The organism is Nitrospira moscoviensis (assembly GCF_001273775.1).
Classification (GTDB): Bacteria; Nitrospirota; Nitrospiria; order Nitrospirales; family Nitrospiraceae; genus Nitrospira_D; species Nitrospira_D moscoviensis.
This window is the reverse complement of sequence record NZ_CP011801.1, coordinates 1235807-1251070: the sequence shown is the minus strand read 5'-3', so window position 1 is coordinate 1251070 and position 15264 is coordinate 1235807. Positions and strand designations below refer to the sequence as shown.

The following is a 15264-nucleotide window of genomic DNA, read 5'->3' as shown; positions in this document are numbered from 1 at the left end:
TTCGTCAGCTATGAAACCCGTCGCCGTCGTTCAAGAACCCCTCACGTTAACCGGGGACACCTTGTCTCTGCTCGCCTGGCGCATCCCGGATCTGGTGGCCTATCAACATACGGAGGACGAATACTGGTTCGCGCCACTCGACGACCACCTGCCGTTGGTACGCCTCAACCGCACCGGCGTCGAAATGCTGCGCGCGATGAACGGCCACATTACCGTGGGGGCGCTGCTCGAAAAGTACGGCACGAAAGTCTGCGGTCCCGACGGGCAGCCGGGCCGATGGCACCTGGAACGGTGGGCCACGCCGAACTATTCCCTCTGTTACTTCGGCGCCGAACCCCCCGGCGGCCACCGCCACAAGGCCAAGTGGGACATCCTCTTGCAGCAGATCCGCGAAGGCTGGTCGGGCCGGGAAGGATTCGAGGGCGAAGAGCACCTCGAAGACTTCCATCACCACGAGTTGACCGAGTCGGCCGGCGACGACGGCCATTTTGATCTCATCGAAACCACTGTCTCGCACCTCTTCCGGGAACCGAACGAAGCGCTGAACGGTTTGACCTACGGCCGGCTGCTCATGCGGCAGCTCCGGCAACTCGGGTGGTTCAATCCCAAGCCCAAGGTGATTCTGGAAGTGGGCGGCGGGCTCGGCTACGTGGCGCGGGAACTCGGCAAAGACCTGTTGCCCTTCGAAAAGCAGAGCATCAAATACCTGTCGCTCGACATCACCCAGCCGTTTCTCACGCTCCAAGTGGACCGGGCCAAAGCCGGCGGCTGGCACGTCGCCGGCACCCGTGCCAACGGCGAGTGGCTGCCGTTCGCCGACCATACCATCGATCTGGTGATCGACAACGAGAACATGGCGGACATGACGCCCGTGCAGCTCTCCCGAAAGGAACTGACTTCCGGAACGGGCGACTCCGCCCAGCATCAAGAGGCGCTGGATTGGATCAGGCGGCTGCGCCTGCCGGTCGACGCCGATCCGCCGGATGAAGTCATCTTCAACCTGGGCCCGATTCGCTTCGTCGCCGAACTGTGGCGGGTGCTGAAGCCGGGAGGGCGGGCATTTCTCACCGAATTCGGCATCGAAGAAGGCTGGCCCGCGCCCGTGAAACTGCCGGGGCATACCGAATACGAAGTGCAATACAGCCATCTGCGCCAGGCGGTCCGCTGGCTGGGCTTCCAAGAGCGCTACCTCTCCCTGCCGCAATTTCTGGCGCTCAAACCCGACACCAAAGTCCTCTGTACGGGCGCGGCTTATACCATTCAGCGGCTCTGTGAAGCGGTCCACAAACCCTTCGCCGTCCGAGCCTACACCGAAAAGGAACTGCAACAGGTCCTCGGCGACATGCTGCCCAAGCTCCACGGCTGTCACTACCACGACGTGGCCGACCCGGCGTGGTTCGGACTGTTGGATTTCAAAGTCCTGCTGCTCGAAAAACCCGGCGGCGCCCCGAAAGCCCAGTTCACGGAGAACAAGGGCTATCGGTGGTATTCGCAACGGTAAGACGCTCGGGCGCCGTTCGAAGGGCTAGCCCACCGGTTCCGCGGGAGTGTCCGCCGCCACCTTCGGCGCCCGAGGGGGAAGGATGAAGTCCCTCGGCGACAGGAGGAGCCGCCGGAGCAAGCGTTTCAGCAGCTCCACCGCTTCCGACCGGGGAAACTCGTACGCGCGGAGCGCGGTGATGAGCGAGAGCACGAAGCTGACACCGAGATTCAGCACGAACATCACGCACACGCCGGCCACGGCTTTCAGAAACCATCCCTCCCGATACCATTCGACGTCCAGCGAGGCGCTGGCAAGCGCCAGGGTGCCGCTGGAGAGGGTCACGTGCCGCACGTCGAGGGGAAGGCCGAAGAACGCACCGATCGCCGGAGTCATGCCCAACATCATCCCGAGCGATACATTGGTGCCCCAACCGGCGATATTGCGCGCCACCCCGTCGGCCCATCGGCGCACCCGCTCGGGGCCGAACACCCTGCCGCCCCAGGCGTGCTCCGCCAGCGCCGATGGAAGCCGGTGATAGACGGCCCAGTTTTCGATCCACCCGCCCGCCAAACTTGAAAGCCAGAGGATGACTCCGGTCAATGCGGCGAAGATCACCGTCCCGCTGTCCAACGGGCTGAGCGTCTCGTAGACGTGTGCGGCGTCCTGAAGGTTGAGAATCGGCCGCCCCGTCACCAAGCGCCATCCTGCGTCGAGTGCGTAGGCGGCCACCGATACGACGACGACGTTGCTGACGGCCGCCGCGATTTGAGAATGGGAAATCTTGGTGATCAATTCGACGATATCGTCCAAACGGGCAGAGCCCGGCTGCTCGCGCATGATGGTCGCCAGGGTGGCCGCGGTCATCGCCGGCTGTTTCGTGGCCAGCATGAGGCCGAAGGTCTGCATGAGCACGAAGCTCGCGGCGTAGTTGAGACCATACCCGAATCCGGCTAGAAACGGCGCCAATCCCAATGCGTAAATGAACATCTTACCGGCGGCCGTAAACGCCGTGAGCACCCCGCCGCCCGCCGCCGCGACCCAAATGTGGCGGTACTCCAGGAGATCCCGCGCGATGTAATGTTCCCCCGCCACCCCGGACCGATCCACGATCTTGCGGTGCAGCAGCCGGGTATTGGCCTCCACCAAATGCGCCAGGCTTCCCTCGTGGAGGCTGGCTTCGATCAGAATCGAGAGAAACGCGTGCACGGCGGCCGCCTGTTCCAATGGATCGCGGGCCGCCATGACGTCCACCATGGCGCCCATGCGCCGCAGGCAATGCTGCAGCACCTCTAACCCGTACACGATGTCGACACTGACTCCGGCCGTTTCGAGCTGCCGGCGAATCCAACGGATCTCGTTCTGGCAATCCGCCGCTTCCACCCGCCACGCCGCGGCCAGGTCCGCCACGGCCAGACCGGCTTGCCACTGATCGACCAGCCGCTCGCTCAGTTGCGCCAGCCGATAGAATGCGGACTCAAGGATGGAGGAGGGACGGCGACTGCGGGCCCGAAGTTTTTCCGACAAGCCTTGCGCCTGAACGCGGATCGCCAGGAGACGAAATCCGTCCGCGAACGCGCGGCTGAGGGGACTGAAGGAGGGATCCAGGCGAGGAAACAAGGCCTCGACGATTCGAGCAAACAGACGCGGCGAGAGTTGCGCGAACCACCGCACTTCGACCCAGCTGCGATACTGGCGCTGGAGCAAATGCGTCAGATCCCGATCGTTCCGCACGGCGGGCAGCAGCTTGTGGAGGATACGATCCCCGCACTCGCCCAGAAAACCACGGTCGCAGGGAACGCCGGCCTCGCCGATCAGCGTCACCGCATCGGTTTCCTCGATGATCCGCCCGACGGCGGCCTGCACGGCGGCCCGAACGGCGGATACCTGCTCCAACACGTCGAGCAGCAGTTCCCAGTAGAGAAAGGCCTCCCGCCACCGCATGCGGGCCGCCAAAACCTGCAGAGAACGGCTGGTGCCGACGCGCGTCCAGTGGATCAGCCGAAGCCAGGCGTCGAGCCGATCCCCCAACGTCTGCGCGCCGACAAACCGCTCCAGGTGTTCCGCAAGCGCTTGCCGGGTATCGTTACCGACAGCCGACGGACCAAAATAGGCGAGCACCTGCTCCCGGACGGTGCCGGTGAGCGGAGCCGCTGGGTCGGCGGAGATCTCGGTTTTCTGATCGATCACGACATCTTCAGCCAGAAGGACACGTCAGACTGTACAAGACTCCGTCAATCAGGAGCAACCCAAGCCGCGATCAGCTAAGTGAATCAGCACCCCCTCCCGCAAGCCTAAATCACTTACCTGGCATTCTTGTTCACCGAGCGTTTCCATGATCGTACGGATGAGGATCGCCCCGGCGGCGATGACTTCTTCGCGGTTTTTTTCCAGGCCCGGTAAGCCGACCCGCCGGGCTTTGGTTCGGCTGAGAAGCGTATCCTCCAGTTCCCGAACGGTGGTCAGCGTGAGCCGGTAGTTATGGATTCTGGACGGTTCGTAGGCGGGCAGCTGCTGAGCCATTGCCGCGAGCGAGGTAATCGTCCCGGCGGTGCCGACGAATGTCGTTCCCGTTGAACGCGGCATATCGGCAACCATGGCCTCAGTCTCCCGCCGTACCCACTCGCGCGCCTCCCGGATCTCTTCGGCCGCCGGAGGATCGTGGTGGAGGATCCGCTCGCACAGCCGGACGACGCCGATGTCGAGGGATCGCACAACCGGCGGCTGTCCCGGCCGATCGAGAATAAATTCCGTACTGCCGCCGCCGATGTCCAACGCCAGGATCGCGGTCACGTCTTCAGGCAAACCGGAGCGGATGCCAAGCAGCGTGCGCCGCGCTTCTTCTTCCCCGGTAATGACTTCGACCTCAAAGCCCGTTTCCCGTGCCACACGCTCCAGGAACTCGTCGCGGTTCGCCGCATCCCGCACCGCGCTGGTCGCCACCGCCGTCGCGGCGTCGACATGATACGAGTCGATCATTCCGCGCCAGTCACGGAGACATTCGATCACGCGCGTCATGGCAGCCGCACCGAGCTGTTTCGTCCGATCAACACCCTCGCCCAACCGGAGGATGCGGCGATCCGACTTCAGTTCTCTCAGAGGCCTTCCCGGCGTGAGATCAGCGATCAGCAGACGGCAGGTCAAGGTCCCGATATCGATGCCGGCCAAACGGAGGGGTCGAACAGGTGCGCCGGTCATTGTTCGTTGCGGATCTCATCCATTTCGCTTTCCAGCTTCTTGCGGGCTTCTTTGAGCACTTGGACATCCCGCACCATGCGCCCGATCTCGGTGTCATAGAGCACCCGTTCGGCCGGTTCGCCGCGCTCTTTCATATCGACCGCCCGCTCTCCGATGTCCTTGTACAGATCCGAGAGTTGCTGCTCGAGCTTGCGCATCTCCAGACGCATCCGCAGCAACTCGGTTTCTTCGAGCGCGCGGCTGGCGGCATGCGCCGTGCCTAAGCGCAGGGTCGCCAACCCCGTTCGCAGGTCATGCTTGAGCCGCTGTAAGAGTCCCATCATCCTCAAGTGAGCGGTGATGAGTGATCAGTGATGAGGAAAGGCGACTGAAGAGTCATTGGTCATTTCCCATCACTCATCACTGCTTCAACTGATTGAGCCGAGTGCGAGTTTCTTTTCCCACTTCCGCAGCATGGCGTCGCGGAGAGCGTGATGCGCCGGCGCTTTCAATCCGGGATCCTGCTTCACGAGGGAAAAGGCTTCCAGCCGGGCCTGCTGCAACACGTCGACGTCTCGTACGATGTTGGCCACGCGAAACTCCGGCAAGCCCCACTGGCGGAGACCGAAGAACTCTCCTGGTCCTCGGATCCGTAAGTCTTCCTCGGCGATGACGAAGCCGTCGTTCGACCGCACCAAGGCCTCCAACCGTTCATGGGACGCGCCGTTACCCCCCTGCCCCGCTATCCCTTTACCCCTGCCTATTCCTGAAGTCATCAGCAGGCAATAGGATTGATCGGCGCCGCGGCCCACGCGTCCCCGCAGCTGATGCAATTGCGCCAGGCCGAACCGCTCGGCATGCTCGATCATCATGACGGTGGCGTTCGGGACATCGACGCCGACTTCGATGACCGTCGTGGCGACGAGCACATGGACCGCGCCCGACTTGAAGTCGGCCATGACGGCCTCCTTCTCCGCCGCCTTCAGCCGCCCGTGCAGCAGCCCTACGCGGAACTCCGCGAGCTGGTTCTGCTGCAACTGCTCGGCCGCCTGGATAGCCGCCTGCAAATCGCTCTTTTCCGATTCCTCCACCAGCGGATAGACGATGTAGGCTTGCCGCTTGCGCCGCAGCTCGTCGAGCAGGATCTGATAAGCCCGCCGCCGCTGCGATTCGCCGAAGAGAAACGTCCGCACCGGCTGCCGGCCGGGCGGCAGCATGTCGATGACCGACACGTCGAGATCCCCGTAGATCGTCATCGCGAGCGTGCGAGGAATCGGCGTCGCGGTCAGCACGAGGACATCCGGCCGGTACCCCTTGTCGATGAGCTGCTTCCGCTGCAGCACGCCGAACTTGTGCTGTTCATCCACGACCGCCAGCCCCAGATTCTTGAACGCGATGCCCTTTTGGATCAACGCATGGGTGCCGATCGCCACCTGGGCCTCGCCGGATGCCAGCTGAGCCGCCTGGGCCTTCTTGAGCGTCGCCTTGTCGCTGCCCCGTAGGAGCAGCGCTTTGATCCCGAGCGCGGCCAGTTGCCCGGAGAGGTTGCGGAAATGCTGTTCGGCGAGGATCTCCGTCGGTGCCATGAGCGCGGCTTGGTAGCCGGAGCCGCAGGCCATCACGATGGCATGCAGCGCGACCACGGTTTTTCCCGACCCGACATCCCCTTGCACCAGGCGGTTCATAGGCTTCGGCGAAATCATGTCGCGGAAGATTTCCCGGATCACCTGGTCTTGCGCCGGCGTGAGCCGGAACGGCAGCCGCTTGGCCAATCGCTCCAACAGCGGATTTCGGGGATTGAAACGGAGGGTCTTCGGCTCCTCCTGCACGGATCGTTGCCGGGCGGCCAGGGCCAATTGCAGCAGGAAAAACTCCTCGAACGCCAGGCGACGATGCGCGGCCGTCTTCCCCCGCTCCATGGCCCGCGGATCGGTCCCGGACGAAGGAAAATGCACCTCCTGAAGCGCCGCTTGGATGGGGACTAATCGCTGCCTGGCCCGAATCTGCACCGGCAGGTGGTCGCGCAAAGCCGGCGCGTGCTCGGCCAGCAAAAGATGAATCAGCACCCGCATCTGTCGCGATGTCCATCCTTTGGTCTCGTGATAGATCGGGACGATGCGGCCGACGTGCAGGGTGGCTTCGGTGTCTTCTCCCAGGACTTCGTACTGCGCCACGTCCATGCGCGGCGCCATCCAGCCTTGCCGCCCGGCGATCACCCGCCCGCTCATCAGCACGCGCTTCCCGACCGACAGCACGTCTTCGAGATAGCCCTGATTGAAAAAGACCACCTGCATGCGGCCGGTCGGATCCTCGACCCCGACTTCCACCACGGTCAGCCGCCGATTCTTCGTCCGCTTGGCTTCGCATTTGGCGATCGTGCCGCTGATCGAGGCCGTCATGCCGGGCACCAGTTTGCCGATGGGGGTCATCACGGACCGATCTTCGTAGCGCCAGGGCACGGTCCAGAGCGCATCTTCGACCGTCTCGATCCCCACACGCTGCAAGAGACCGGTCCGCTTGGGCCCGACCCCTTTAACGTAGCGGATCGGAATACTCCAGAGCTCGCGCGCGGCCGATGACCGGTCGCCCCCAGCCGGACCTGATCGCGCCATCGCGCTCGCCGACTCGCGCAACGACGTCACGATGCTCGCGGCGGCCTGAAGCCGGCGGCGCTGTTCGTCGGCGGACAATGCCGGGTGAAAATCGATGAAGAGATCCCGGAGCGAGAGCAGCCGCGCCTCGATTCCTTTGGGATAGACTTGTTGCGCCAGTGCGGAAAGGACCTGGGTGGCGACGAAAGAACTGAGATTCTTGACGGCTCCCAGGTGGGCGTAGTGGTCCCGGCTCGCGAATTCGATCGGGCGCGCAAGACGCTCCACCCAATCCTGAAACGGCGTCGCCGGGCCCGACTCGACAGGAGTCCGCATACCGGCGCCGATCGTAGCATAGGGGCCGGGCCTCCTCAATGACGGCCGACGCCGGACGCGGCATCCGGCGCCCGGCGTAAAACCTGCGATCGCTTTGCCGGCTTTGCCTAGGGTGCTACACTCACACGTCGAGGCTCCCTATGTATCGACGGAACATTACCCATATCCTTCTGCCGTTGGGGGTGGCCCTGACGCTGTTCGTCACCTACCACCACTTCGTCAAGCCGCTGGTGCGGGCGACGTCTCCCGACTCGATCTCAGCGGAATCCGCTTCGGAGCCGGCTCCCGAACAGCCCGCGCCTACGCACCCCATGCCGGCGGGGGAGGACGCCAAACCGGTCCGTGCGCTGGATCAGACTGCCGTGCCGGCGACGCAGGATACGGCCTTCTTGGAAACGATTCGCGATGCCATCGAAACGGGCAACCTCGCGGTCGCAGAATCGAAACTCATGACCCTCCCGCCGGGCTTGCTGGCCGATCCGGCGGCCAAGCCCTTCGTGGCCATCCTGTGGAACAACCTCGGTCTGCAGCAGGAGCGTCTCAACGGCACGGCGGCATCGCTCAAGCCGTTCAAGAAAGCGGCGGCCTTGGATGAACAGAACGCGGTGATCCAACTCAATCTGGCGCATGCCTATTGGGAGCAACGGGATCCTGCCTTGACTATCGACTTCCTGTCGAGACTCGCGACGCTGGCGCCGAACGAGCCCTTTCCGCATCTCGCCATGGCCGATCTTCTCTACGAGCAGGACAAGCTGGACCAGGCGGCCGCCCATCTGACGCAGGCCACCGAACGGATGAAACAGGATCCCGGCCTGCAGTCCTACTATCAGATGGTCACCGCCAAAGTGCGCCGCGCAGACCAGGCCGAATCCCGCATGGCGGCCAGAAACAGCACCCACTTCATCGTGAAGTTCGACGGCGGAGAAGATCAGGCCACCTGGACTACCGTACTGGGCATCCTTGAGGACGCCTATCGCGACATCGGCCAGCGGATCGGCCATTTCCCTTCCAAACCCATCACGGTCGTCCTCCATACGAAGGACACGTTCCAGAGCGCGACCGGCAGTCCGGCCTGGGCGGACGGCCTGTTCGACTCGGTCCTGGGACGGATTCAGATTCCCACGCAAGGCGCCACGACGAACGTGAACTGGCTGACCAACGTGCTGCGTCACGAATATGTGCACGCGCTCTTGCACGATCGGGTGGGCGGCAGCGGCGGATTCGTGCCCACCTGGCTGAACGAGGGACTGGCGATGCAACTCGCCGGCAACGAATGGCCGGACCTGGATCAGGTGATGCGCGGAGAGATGCAGGTCATTCCGTTGCAATACCTGGAAGGCTCGTGGGTCCAGCTCCCGCACAACGTGGCGACGCTCGCCTACCTGGAGGCGAACTCCGCCACGCATTTCCTGATCGAACGGTGGGGGATGTCGCGGGTCGATGAGCTGCTGACGTCCTTCAAGGCGCGGGAGTCGGTCGCGGCGGCCCTGCAGGCGAAACTCTTCGTGTCCTACGAACAGTTCCACAGCCGGTGGTTGGATACGTTTCAGCAGAGACGCACGTAATTACAGGTGCTGCGGAGCGGATTCCGGCTCGAGCAGCCGCGGCCAGACCGGCAGCATGGACGCGTGATCATCCGCCGCCTCATGGGACTCCTCCTCCGCCTCCTCCTGAGCGAACAGATCCTCCCAGAGCACGCTCCCGCCGTCGAGCATCCGTATCCGGAAGTCGAAGGTACGCGAGACATCGGCTGAATCGCCGGCGACCGGCCTCGGACGATGGACGATTCGCTCGATAGTCGGGAAGCGGGTGGAATCGGCGGAGAACTCGTCTTGCCAGACCAATCCGCCCGTCGCGGGATCCAGCGCGCGCAGCACGAACAGCGGGTGGCGTGCCGGCGTCTCGACGGCATGGACCTTGGTCACCGTCGCGCGTCGGGGAACGACGGTGGACACCGTCTGCGTCCCCCCGTTACCGCCGTTCGGCCGCAGATTCAGCTCGCCTTCCCATTGAAACCGCCCCGTCCTGGCATCATAGACCCGCAACATGAAATGGGAGAGATCGGTCGCGCCAAGCCCCACGCCCCCGGCGAAGATCCGCTCTTGTGCGCTGCCTGTTTCACCGTCCTTGACATTCAATTCGAACGTGTCGTCGGACAACACGTCGCCGCTCGCGGCATCGTAGACCTTCACGGTGATCGTCGAGACGTCCCCGATCTGGTATCCGAACCCGGCCGCGACCATGGTGCCCTTTGCCTCGTCCTGATCTTCGAGGGCTGCGCTGAAGACCGGAGGAGAGAACAACCCGATGGCCCAGGCGGCGCCTCCCAGCAACAGAAGAGAGCGTCTGAACGAGTTCGAGTAGGTCGGCGGCATAGCTCCTCCGTAATGAAGATGCCGCATTGTGCTGGAGGCTGGAGAATCGGCTCAATTCCCCACTGTAGGAAGAGTCCCCCCGAAAGAGGGGGCCGAGGAGTTGAGGCGGGTCTTACCGATGTCGGACGAATCCAAACCACCTATATCGATGGCGTGCGACCATTCGATACGCCCACTCGGCAGCGCGTTTCGCGAGGGGTAGCCGCAGCAACGAGATCAGGAACCGCCCGCCGCGCAAGCCGGGCGCAAGGGGCAAGAACGCGTCCAACCCCTGCCGCACCGCGCCGGAAGGTTCGACGAGAAACGCCATATCGGGCCGTCCGGCTTGATACAGACTGCCCAAGGCCCGTTTCGCCTGCTCACTCTGATAGGGGATGAAAGCAACGCCCGCATGATCGGCCCTTGCCGATTCTTCCAGCTTTTCCTTGGTCGCCACGCAGAGCCGGCAGTCTCCGTCGTAAATCAGCAGGCAGGGGGGAGCGACGTCGTCCTGCGCTCGTGCCTCGTGAGCCATGACGGAAGCGTACCACCGCGGCTCGCGGGCGAACAAGGAGTCATTGCCGCCGGCTCGGGGCAACGTTTATAGTTCGCTCATGAGACGGAATGCGTTGCTGGCCGTCCTGGCCGGTCTGGTCCTGGTTCAGCTCGGCACGTTTCTCTTGCGGCTGGGCGCCGAGCCGTCGCCGATTTCGGACGCGATGTGGATCGGCTTCCTCGTGCTGATTCCGGTCGGACTGGCCGTCGTGGTGGGTCTGCGCCTCCGAGGGGCGGCCATGGCCTGCGTGATTTACGGGACCGTGGGGTTGGCGTTGGATCTGGCGACCGTTGTGCAGATCCTCACCGCACAGGCCGATCGGTCTTCCTCGCTGGTGACGAGCGGCATCAGCGGCGTCTTGAACTTTCTCGTGGTCGCGATCGCCGGGCAGGCTTTTCTGGACGTGGCCCAGGCGCCCGCGCCTCCAGGAGTCCGTCCTCCCAATCCGCCGTCTTTCCCTTGATCGTCAGCGATCGGACCAGCCGAAAACCGGCTGCCTTCAGCCAGCGAGCGGTTTCCCTTGCCGAGTAGGTGTCGCCGCCTTCCGTGAACAGCAACATGGACACGGCGAAGAGGCTCGCGTCGGCCGGAAATAACCCTTCGCGGTCGTGAAGCAACGCGTCTTGGATAATCAGCCGCCCGCCGGGATTCAAGGCCGCCAAGGCGCGGCGGAAGATCGCCTGATTGTCGGCCGGTGAATAGATATGGAGCACGTTCGAGTACCAGATGACATCGTAGGTTCCAGGAACGGGATCCTTGGCAAAATCCAACGGGAGGTAGGACAGACGCCGCCCGGCCGGATCTCCCGCCGCGATCTCCCGGGCGACCTCCAAGGCCGCCTCACGATCGCAGACCGTGGCGTGCAGTTTCGGGTTCTTCGCGAGAAAAGCCCGGGCATAGGTGCCGGGACCGCCGCCCAGATCGAGCAGAGAAGCCGCGCCATGGAGATCGACCTGCGCCGCAATAGCGGGCGCCTTGTCCAACGTGCGGTGATGCATGGCCCAGGTGAAGCGCCGCCGCCAATCCGGATCGTCCGCCGTGTCGTGATCGATCGGCAACCCGGATTTCACCGATTCCGGCAACCTGATCCAATCCGTCCAATGGCTCTTGATCAGATCCAGATAGCCGCCACGATAGGCCGGATGCCGGGCATTCAACATCGTCGCGCCGAGGCGGCTGTTGCTGTACCGGTCGCCCTTCTTCCGCAACAGCCCGGCCATCGCCACGTTCCGGCAGAGGATGGCAAGCCCGCGCTCGCTCACCTTCATCTCGTGCGCCAATGCAGGGATCGTCCAGGTTCGGTCGCCGACGGTCGTGAACAGGTCCAGTTCCAGCGCGGCCAGCAGCACGCGCGGCAACCGATAGCCGGCGACGGCGTCGCGAAATTCTTCGAACGTGGTGATCGCCGAACTCATCCCGCCCCGCCGCCTCCGATGTGACGGCGGCACCAGCGGATCAGATCCAGCAGCTTGGACACCTGCCCGAAGTCCGCCGGCCGCGAAAAGGTCGCGGCTACGAAGGACTCGTTCATCTCCGTCTGCTCGGTGAAACCGGATTGCAGGAGCAGCGGCCGAAACTTGGACACCGCCGGTTGGATGAAATACTTGGCCTGCTTGGCCACTTCATCCGTGCCGAGATCCTCCGGAGTCCCGTCCGACATGAGGCTCATGACGTCGTCCATGGCGACGCCGTACTGGCACAGCACCGTCCCGTCCGGTTTCACCTCCAGCAGCCAGCCGTCGTCGTTCAGATCCAGCACCAGCGGGCCGCCCGGCTCGAGCTCGTAGAACTGCGGAAAGGATTGGGACAGCGCGGCCTTCGCCTCCGGCCACTGCGGGGAAACAGGCTCGTTCATAGGTTGGACTCACGGATGGCCGACTGATGCTCGGCGACCGACAATCGTTGGCGCAGGTGCTGAAGCCGGCGGAGATTTTCCTCCAGCTTGGGCAACTGGTATTTGCGGTCCATGTACACGACCTGCTCCAGCAGATCCGCCGCCTCACGCAGTCGGCCCATGGCCTCATAGCAGTCGGCCAGCACGTAACGGGCGCCGCCCGCGCGAAGCTCGTCCCGCCACCGTTCTGCGATGGATTGACTGGTTTGGCAGCAGGCCACCGCCTCGTCGTACCGCTTTTGCATCAAGAAGGTTCGGCCGATCATCCGCCAGGCGTCGGCCACACCTCCGTGATTGCCCAACCGGCGCATCAGCACCAACGACCGCTCGTAGCACTGGATCGCTTCGTCGAACTGGCCGGTTTCGCGGGCGACCAACCCGAGATCGGAATAGAGCACCGCCTTGGCGGCCTCGTCATGGGTCTTGGTCATGAGGTCCAGGGCTTCCAAGTAGTAGGCCCGCGCGCGGTCCCACTCGCCGGCGTCCGCCCGGAGGTTGCCCAGATTTGCCAGCGTGGTCCCGATCCCCTTTTCGTCGCCCAGAATCTTCTGAAGCTCCAACACTTCCTGGTAATGGGCCTGCGCCGCCTCACGGCGCCCGCTGACCGCGCAAATATTGCCCAGGTTGCCCAGCGTGGCGACCAACGCGCGCTGATCCCCGGTGAGCCGGTCGCACTCCAGCGCCTTGGCATAGCAGGCGTAGGCGTCGGTGTAATGGCCGCGCGAAAAATGCTCGTTGCCCTGGCGATTGAGCTCTTCCGACAATCCGTGGCGCAGGGGCATGGTCAGGCTTGCAGGAGTTGTTCGACCGGCTGTTTGGCGCCGGCCAGGATGGAGGTACCGTCTCCGACGAGCAGGCTTTCGAAATTGTATTTCAACAGGCGCCGCAAGCCTTCTTTGGCCTTGCCCGCATCCGCATACTTCTCCGCCGGCAGCATGCCGACCGACCCGGGAGGCTTTCCGATCAATGCGTCCCCCACGATCAAGACGCCGCGCCCTTGCTGGATGAAGAGGGCCGACTCACCCGGCGATTTCTGATCCTTGAGCTGGATGACCCATATCCCGCCGGGCAGCAGTTCTCCATCCTTGTACGTTTTCGTGGGGTTGACATCCATCTGGGATGCGTCGGCGTCCGGGACGTACAGGTGGCACTTGAACTCGGCCTGATACGTCGCCGCTTCACGGGTGTGATCCCGATTCGTCACGATGATGTAATCCACCGGACCGTTGCGGCGAATGAACGTGCCGGCCTCCGGCGTCATGGGAGGCGGATCGACCAGCACCTTGTGCTCGCCCACCATGAGAAACAGGCCGTTGAAGTCGAGCTGCTTCTCTTCCGAAAACCACGACCACTGCCACATGCCGGGAAGGATTTGTTTCATCGACAGCTATCGGTTCGAAGTTCGACGTTCGCAGTTGGAACCAGCGGCATTGTCCTGACCCTCGAACCTTGAACGGCTCTTAGAGCGCCGCCACGGCGTCTTTCACGGTCTTCGTGACTTTGGTCAGAATGCCGGCGTCGTTGGGCAGGTCGATGATGTCGTCTTCCGGCACCGTGATGAACTTGCGGTTCGGACCCTTCGTGAGGGAGATCAAAAACATGCTGTTGGACGGCGTCACCGGAATCACGACCTGCACGGCTCCATCCACCGATTGTACGACCTCAAGGAACTTTTGCTTGCCCTCTTCCATCTCGTCCATGATCGTGCGCCCCTGCGTCGGATGAGCCGAGCTACATGTTGCTGGAACCGCCTGCGAGCAGCTTTTCCACCTCGGCGACGATCACGTCGGCGCCGGCCAGATCCATATTGCCCACGCGCTGCCAGCGGATGACGCCGTGCTGATCGATAACGTACACGTTCGGGATGAATTTTCCGCCGCCGTACAGCTTGTCCGTCACCTTGCCGGGGTCCAGGAGGTAGGGATAGGTGACTTTCACCGGAAACGCGGAGAGAAACTCTCCCACGTCTTTCTTCGAATTCCCCGCCGAGTTGACGCCGATCACGGCCACGTTCTTGCCCTGCGTGGCCTCATAGACTTTCTGCAGATTGGTCCCCTGCATCATGCAGGGATCGCAAATGTGGAACAGGCCCAAGACCACGACCTTGCCTTTATGGGCATCCAGCGACACCGTGTCGCCGGTGATCGACGTCAGCGTGAACGTCGGCGCCTTTTCACCGACTTTGAAGAATCCAGCGGCCAGGAGCAGCGGCACGAACCACAACGGAAGCATCAGGGCGACGAGCGCCACGGACAGTCGTTTCATGGCCATTCCTCCGTCTGCGACGAGCTGAAGCCGATACTATCGGCGTGTGAACGCGTAGCGGCGGCCGGCCTGGATACCGGCTGCGGCCAGCCAGACGGTGAGCACACCGGGAACGACGATCAAGGGAAGGATGAGTGCGCCGAGTGCGAGTGAAACTTTCATCGCGGCCTCCTTGATGGTGAGACAAAGACTGGCGATATCCTAACACGCAGATTTTTACAGGGGCAACAGCGGCGCCGGCGGAGGCGAGCAGGCCACCGGCTCCCGCCTCTATTCCAAGGCGGAGGAGTCGTGGGGATTCAGCATATCTTCGAGTTGCTGTTTCGATTGGCCTTCGAACCGGACGAATTCCACGCCGAATCGGTCGTCCCGCTTCCACCGCACCACAGCCAGGGTCACGACGATGGGCGGACGGGCGCCGGACGACTGGATGCGCAGGCAGAGGTGCGCATCGATCGGACAGTCGACCGCGCTGCGGATCTCCGCTCCCGCGATCGTGAGATTCGTGAGCGTGCCGCCGCCCGACAAGTGATCGCTGGTAAAGGTCACGGCGTAATCGACGCCGACGCGCGGCCGGATCCGTGGGTGCATGCTGTCACCGCCTCATGAGA

Annotated in this window: 17 protein-coding genes; 3 read left to right on the top strand and 14 right to left on the bottom strand. The window is 63.4% G+C overall.

Annotated features, from left to right (window positions below; translation table 11 throughout):
* The first annotated feature begins 10 nt into the window (after positions 1 to 10).
* Positions 11 to 1501 (top strand): class I SAM-dependent methyltransferase, encoded by a 1491-nt coding sequence (locus tag NITMOv2_RS06160; RefSeq protein WP_053379037.1) that lies wholly within the window; start codon positions 11 to 13, stop codon positions 1499 to 1501.
* A gap of 24 nt (positions 1502 to 1525) precedes the next feature.
* Here the strand turns inward: NITMOv2_RS06160 and NITMOv2_RS06155 are convergent, their stop codons facing one another.
* From NITMOv2_RS06155 to recG, 4 genes are all read right to left on the bottom strand, one after another.
* Entirely contained in the window at positions 1526 to 3670 is a 2145-nt protein-coding gene (locus tag NITMOv2_RS06155) for a hypothetical protein (protein ID WP_053379036.1), read from the bottom strand.
* Positions 3671 to 3718: 48 nt separating this feature from the next.
* The gene (locus NITMOv2_RS06150; protein WP_083447796.1) at positions 3719 to 4678 is read right to left on the bottom strand and encodes a Ppx/GppA phosphatase family protein; all 960 of its coding nucleotides are present in this window, start codon (positions 4676 to 4678) and stop codon (positions 3719 to 3721) included.
* Positions 4675 to 5001 carry a hypothetical protein gene (locus tag NITMOv2_RS06145; protein ID WP_145976190.1) on the bottom strand — a complete coding sequence of 109 codons (327 nt, stop codon included), beginning with the start codon at positions 4999 to 5001 and terminating at the stop codon, positions 4675 to 4677. Before NITMOv2_RS06145 ends, NITMOv2_RS06150 begins: the two co-directional genes overlap by 4 nt.
* Positions 5002 to 5085: 84 nt before the next feature.
* Positions 5086 to 7584, bottom strand: a complete 2499-nt coding sequence (recG, locus tag NITMOv2_RS06140) for an ATP-dependent DNA helicase RecG (protein ID WP_053379033.1) — start codon at positions 7582 to 7584, stop codon at positions 5086 to 5088.
* 140 nt (positions 7585 to 7724) lie between these two features.
* On the opposite strand from recG, the gene NITMOv2_RS06135 reads away from it, so the two are divergent.
* Complete coding sequence (locus NITMOv2_RS06135) at positions 7725 to 9149, top strand: peptidase MA family metallohydrolase (RefSeq protein WP_053379032.1); 1425 nt, start codon at positions 7725 to 7727, stop codon at positions 9147 to 9149.
* Here NITMOv2_RS06135 and NITMOv2_RS06130 read toward each other — a convergent pair whose 3' ends face one another.
* Both NITMOv2_RS06130 and NITMOv2_RS06125 read right to left on the bottom strand, forming a co-directional pair.
* Complete coding sequence (locus NITMOv2_RS06130) at positions 9150 to 9959, bottom strand: hypothetical protein (RefSeq protein WP_053379031.1); 810 nt, start codon at positions 9957 to 9959, stop codon at positions 9150 to 9152.
* Between the two features lie 112 nt (positions 9960 to 10071).
* Positions 10072 to 10473 carry a thiol-disulfide oxidoreductase DCC family protein gene (locus NITMOv2_RS06125; protein WP_145976189.1) on the bottom strand — a complete coding sequence of 134 codons (402 nt, stop codon included), beginning with the start codon at positions 10471 to 10473 and terminating at the stop codon, positions 10072 to 10074.
* Between NITMOv2_RS06125 and NITMOv2_RS23295 the strand changes: the two genes are divergently transcribed.
* Positions 10472 to 10957 carry a hypothetical protein gene (locus NITMOv2_RS23295; protein WP_145976188.1) on the top strand — a complete coding sequence of 162 codons (486 nt, stop codon included), beginning with the start codon at positions 10472 to 10474 and terminating at the stop codon, positions 10955 to 10957. The genes NITMOv2_RS06125 and NITMOv2_RS23295 overlap by 2 nt on opposite strands.
* Here NITMOv2_RS23295 and NITMOv2_RS06120 read toward each other — a convergent pair.
* From NITMOv2_RS06120 to NITMOv2_RS06090, 8 genes are all read right to left on the bottom strand, one after another.
* Positions 10842 to 11909 (bottom strand): methyltransferase, encoded by a 1068-nt coding sequence (locus tag NITMOv2_RS06120; protein WP_053379029.1) that lies wholly within the window; start codon positions 11907 to 11909, stop codon positions 10842 to 10844. The two genes, NITMOv2_RS23295 and NITMOv2_RS06120, sit on opposite strands and share 116 nt — an antisense overlap.
* On the bottom strand, positions 11906 to 12349 hold the full coding sequence (locus tag NITMOv2_RS06115) for a hypothetical protein (RefSeq protein ID WP_053379028.1): 444 nt from the start codon (positions 12347 to 12349) through the stop codon (positions 11906 to 11908). Before NITMOv2_RS06115 ends, NITMOv2_RS06120 begins: the two co-directional genes overlap by 4 nt.
* On the bottom strand, positions 12346 to 13170 hold the full coding sequence (locus NITMOv2_RS06110) for a tetratricopeptide repeat protein (RefSeq protein WP_053379027.1): 825 nt from the start codon (positions 13168 to 13170) through the stop codon (positions 12346 to 12348). Before NITMOv2_RS06110 ends, NITMOv2_RS06115 begins: the two co-directional genes overlap by 4 nt.
* Before the next feature lie 2 nt (positions 13171 to 13172).
* Positions 13173 to 13769 carry an MBL fold metallo-hydrolase gene (locus tag NITMOv2_RS06105; protein WP_053379026.1) on the bottom strand — a complete coding sequence of 199 codons (597 nt, stop codon included), beginning with the start codon at positions 13767 to 13769 and terminating at the stop codon, positions 13173 to 13175.
* A 79-nt stretch (positions 13770 to 13848) separates the two neighbouring features.
* Positions 13849 to 14088 (bottom strand): hypothetical protein, encoded by a 240-nt coding sequence (locus tag NITMOv2_RS06100; RefSeq protein ID WP_053379025.1) that lies wholly within the window; start codon positions 14086 to 14088, stop codon positions 13849 to 13851.
* A 31-nt stretch (positions 14089 to 14119) separates the two neighbouring features.
* On the bottom strand, positions 14120 to 14653 hold the full coding sequence (locus NITMOv2_RS06095) for a peroxiredoxin family protein (RefSeq protein WP_053382015.1): 534 nt from the start codon (positions 14651 to 14653) through the stop codon (positions 14120 to 14122).
* Positions 14654 to 14689: 36 nt separating this feature from the next.
* The gene (locus NITMOv2_RS24615) at positions 14690 to 14815 is read right to left on the bottom strand and encodes a hypothetical protein (RefSeq protein WP_274519505.1); all 126 of its coding nucleotides are present in this window, start codon (positions 14813 to 14815) and stop codon (positions 14690 to 14692) included.
* A 108-nt stretch (positions 14816 to 14923) separates the two neighbouring features.
* Complete coding sequence (locus tag NITMOv2_RS06090; RefSeq protein WP_053379024.1) at positions 14924 to 15244, bottom strand: PilZ domain-containing protein; 321 nt, start codon at positions 15242 to 15244, stop codon at positions 14924 to 14926.
* Positions 15245 to 15264: the final 20 nt, after the last annotated feature.

Bases quoted from the DNA above. Each gene is read 5' to 3' on its own strand.
- NITMOv2_RS06125 (WP_145976189.1), bottom strand. From the start codon at position 10,473: ATGGCTCACGAGGCACGAGCGCAGGACGACGTCGCTCCCCCCTGCCTG.
- NITMOv2_RS06110 (WP_053379027.1), bottom strand. From the start codon at position 13,170: ATGCCCCTGCGCCACGGATTGTCGGAAGAGCTCAATCGCCAGGGCAAC.
- NITMOv2_RS06105 (WP_053379026.1), bottom strand. From the start codon at position 13,769: ATGAAACAAATCCTTCCCGGCATGTGGCAGTGGTCGTGGTTTTCGGAA.
- recG (WP_053379033.1), bottom strand. From the start codon at position 7,584: ATGCGGACTCCTGTCGAGTCGGGCCCGGCGACGCCGTTTCAGGATTGG.
- NITMOv2_RS06115 (WP_053379028.1), bottom strand. From the start codon at position 12,349: ATGAACGAGCCTGTTTCCCCGCAGTGGCCGGAGGCGAAGGCCGCGCTG.
- NITMOv2_RS06090 (WP_053379024.1), bottom strand. From the start codon at position 15,244: ATGCACCCACGGATCCGGCCGCGCGTCGGCGTCGATTACGCCGTGACC.
- NITMOv2_RS06100 (WP_053379025.1), bottom strand. From the start codon at position 14,088: ATGGACGAGATGGAAGAGGGCAAGCAAAAGTTCCTTGAGGTCGTACAA.
- NITMOv2_RS06095 (WP_053382015.1), bottom strand. From the start codon at position 14,653: ATGAAACGACTGTCCGTGGCGCTCGTCGCCCTGATGCTTCCGTTGTGG.
- NITMOv2_RS23295 (WP_145976188.1), top strand. From the start codon at position 10,472: ATGACGGAAGCGTACCACCGCGGCTCGCGGGCGAACAAGGAGTCATTG.
- NITMOv2_RS06135 (WP_053379032.1), top strand. From the start codon at position 7,725: ATGTATCGACGGAACATTACCCATATCCTTCTGCCGTTGGGGGTGGCC.
- NITMOv2_RS06120 (WP_053379029.1), bottom strand. From the start codon at position 11,909: ATGAGTTCGGCGATCACCACGTTCGAAGAATTTCGCGACGCCGTCGCC.
- NITMOv2_RS06160 (WP_053379037.1), top strand. From the start codon at position 11: ATGAAACCCGTCGCCGTCGTTCAAGAACCCCTCACGTTAACCGGGGAC.
- NITMOv2_RS06130 (WP_053379031.1), bottom strand. From the start codon at position 9,959: ATGCCGCCGACCTACTCGAACTCGTTCAGACGCTCTCTTCTGTTGCTG.
- NITMOv2_RS06150 (WP_083447796.1), bottom strand. From the start codon at position 4,678: ATGACCGGCGCACCTGTTCGACCCCTCCGTTTGGCCGGCATCGATATC.
- NITMOv2_RS06145 (WP_145976190.1), bottom strand. From the start codon at position 5,001: ATGATGGGACTCTTACAGCGGCTCAAGCATGACCTGCGAACGGGGTTG.
- NITMOv2_RS24615 (WP_274519505.1), bottom strand. From the start codon at position 14,815: ATGAAAGTTTCACTCGCACTCGGCGCACTCATCCTTCCCTTGATCGTC.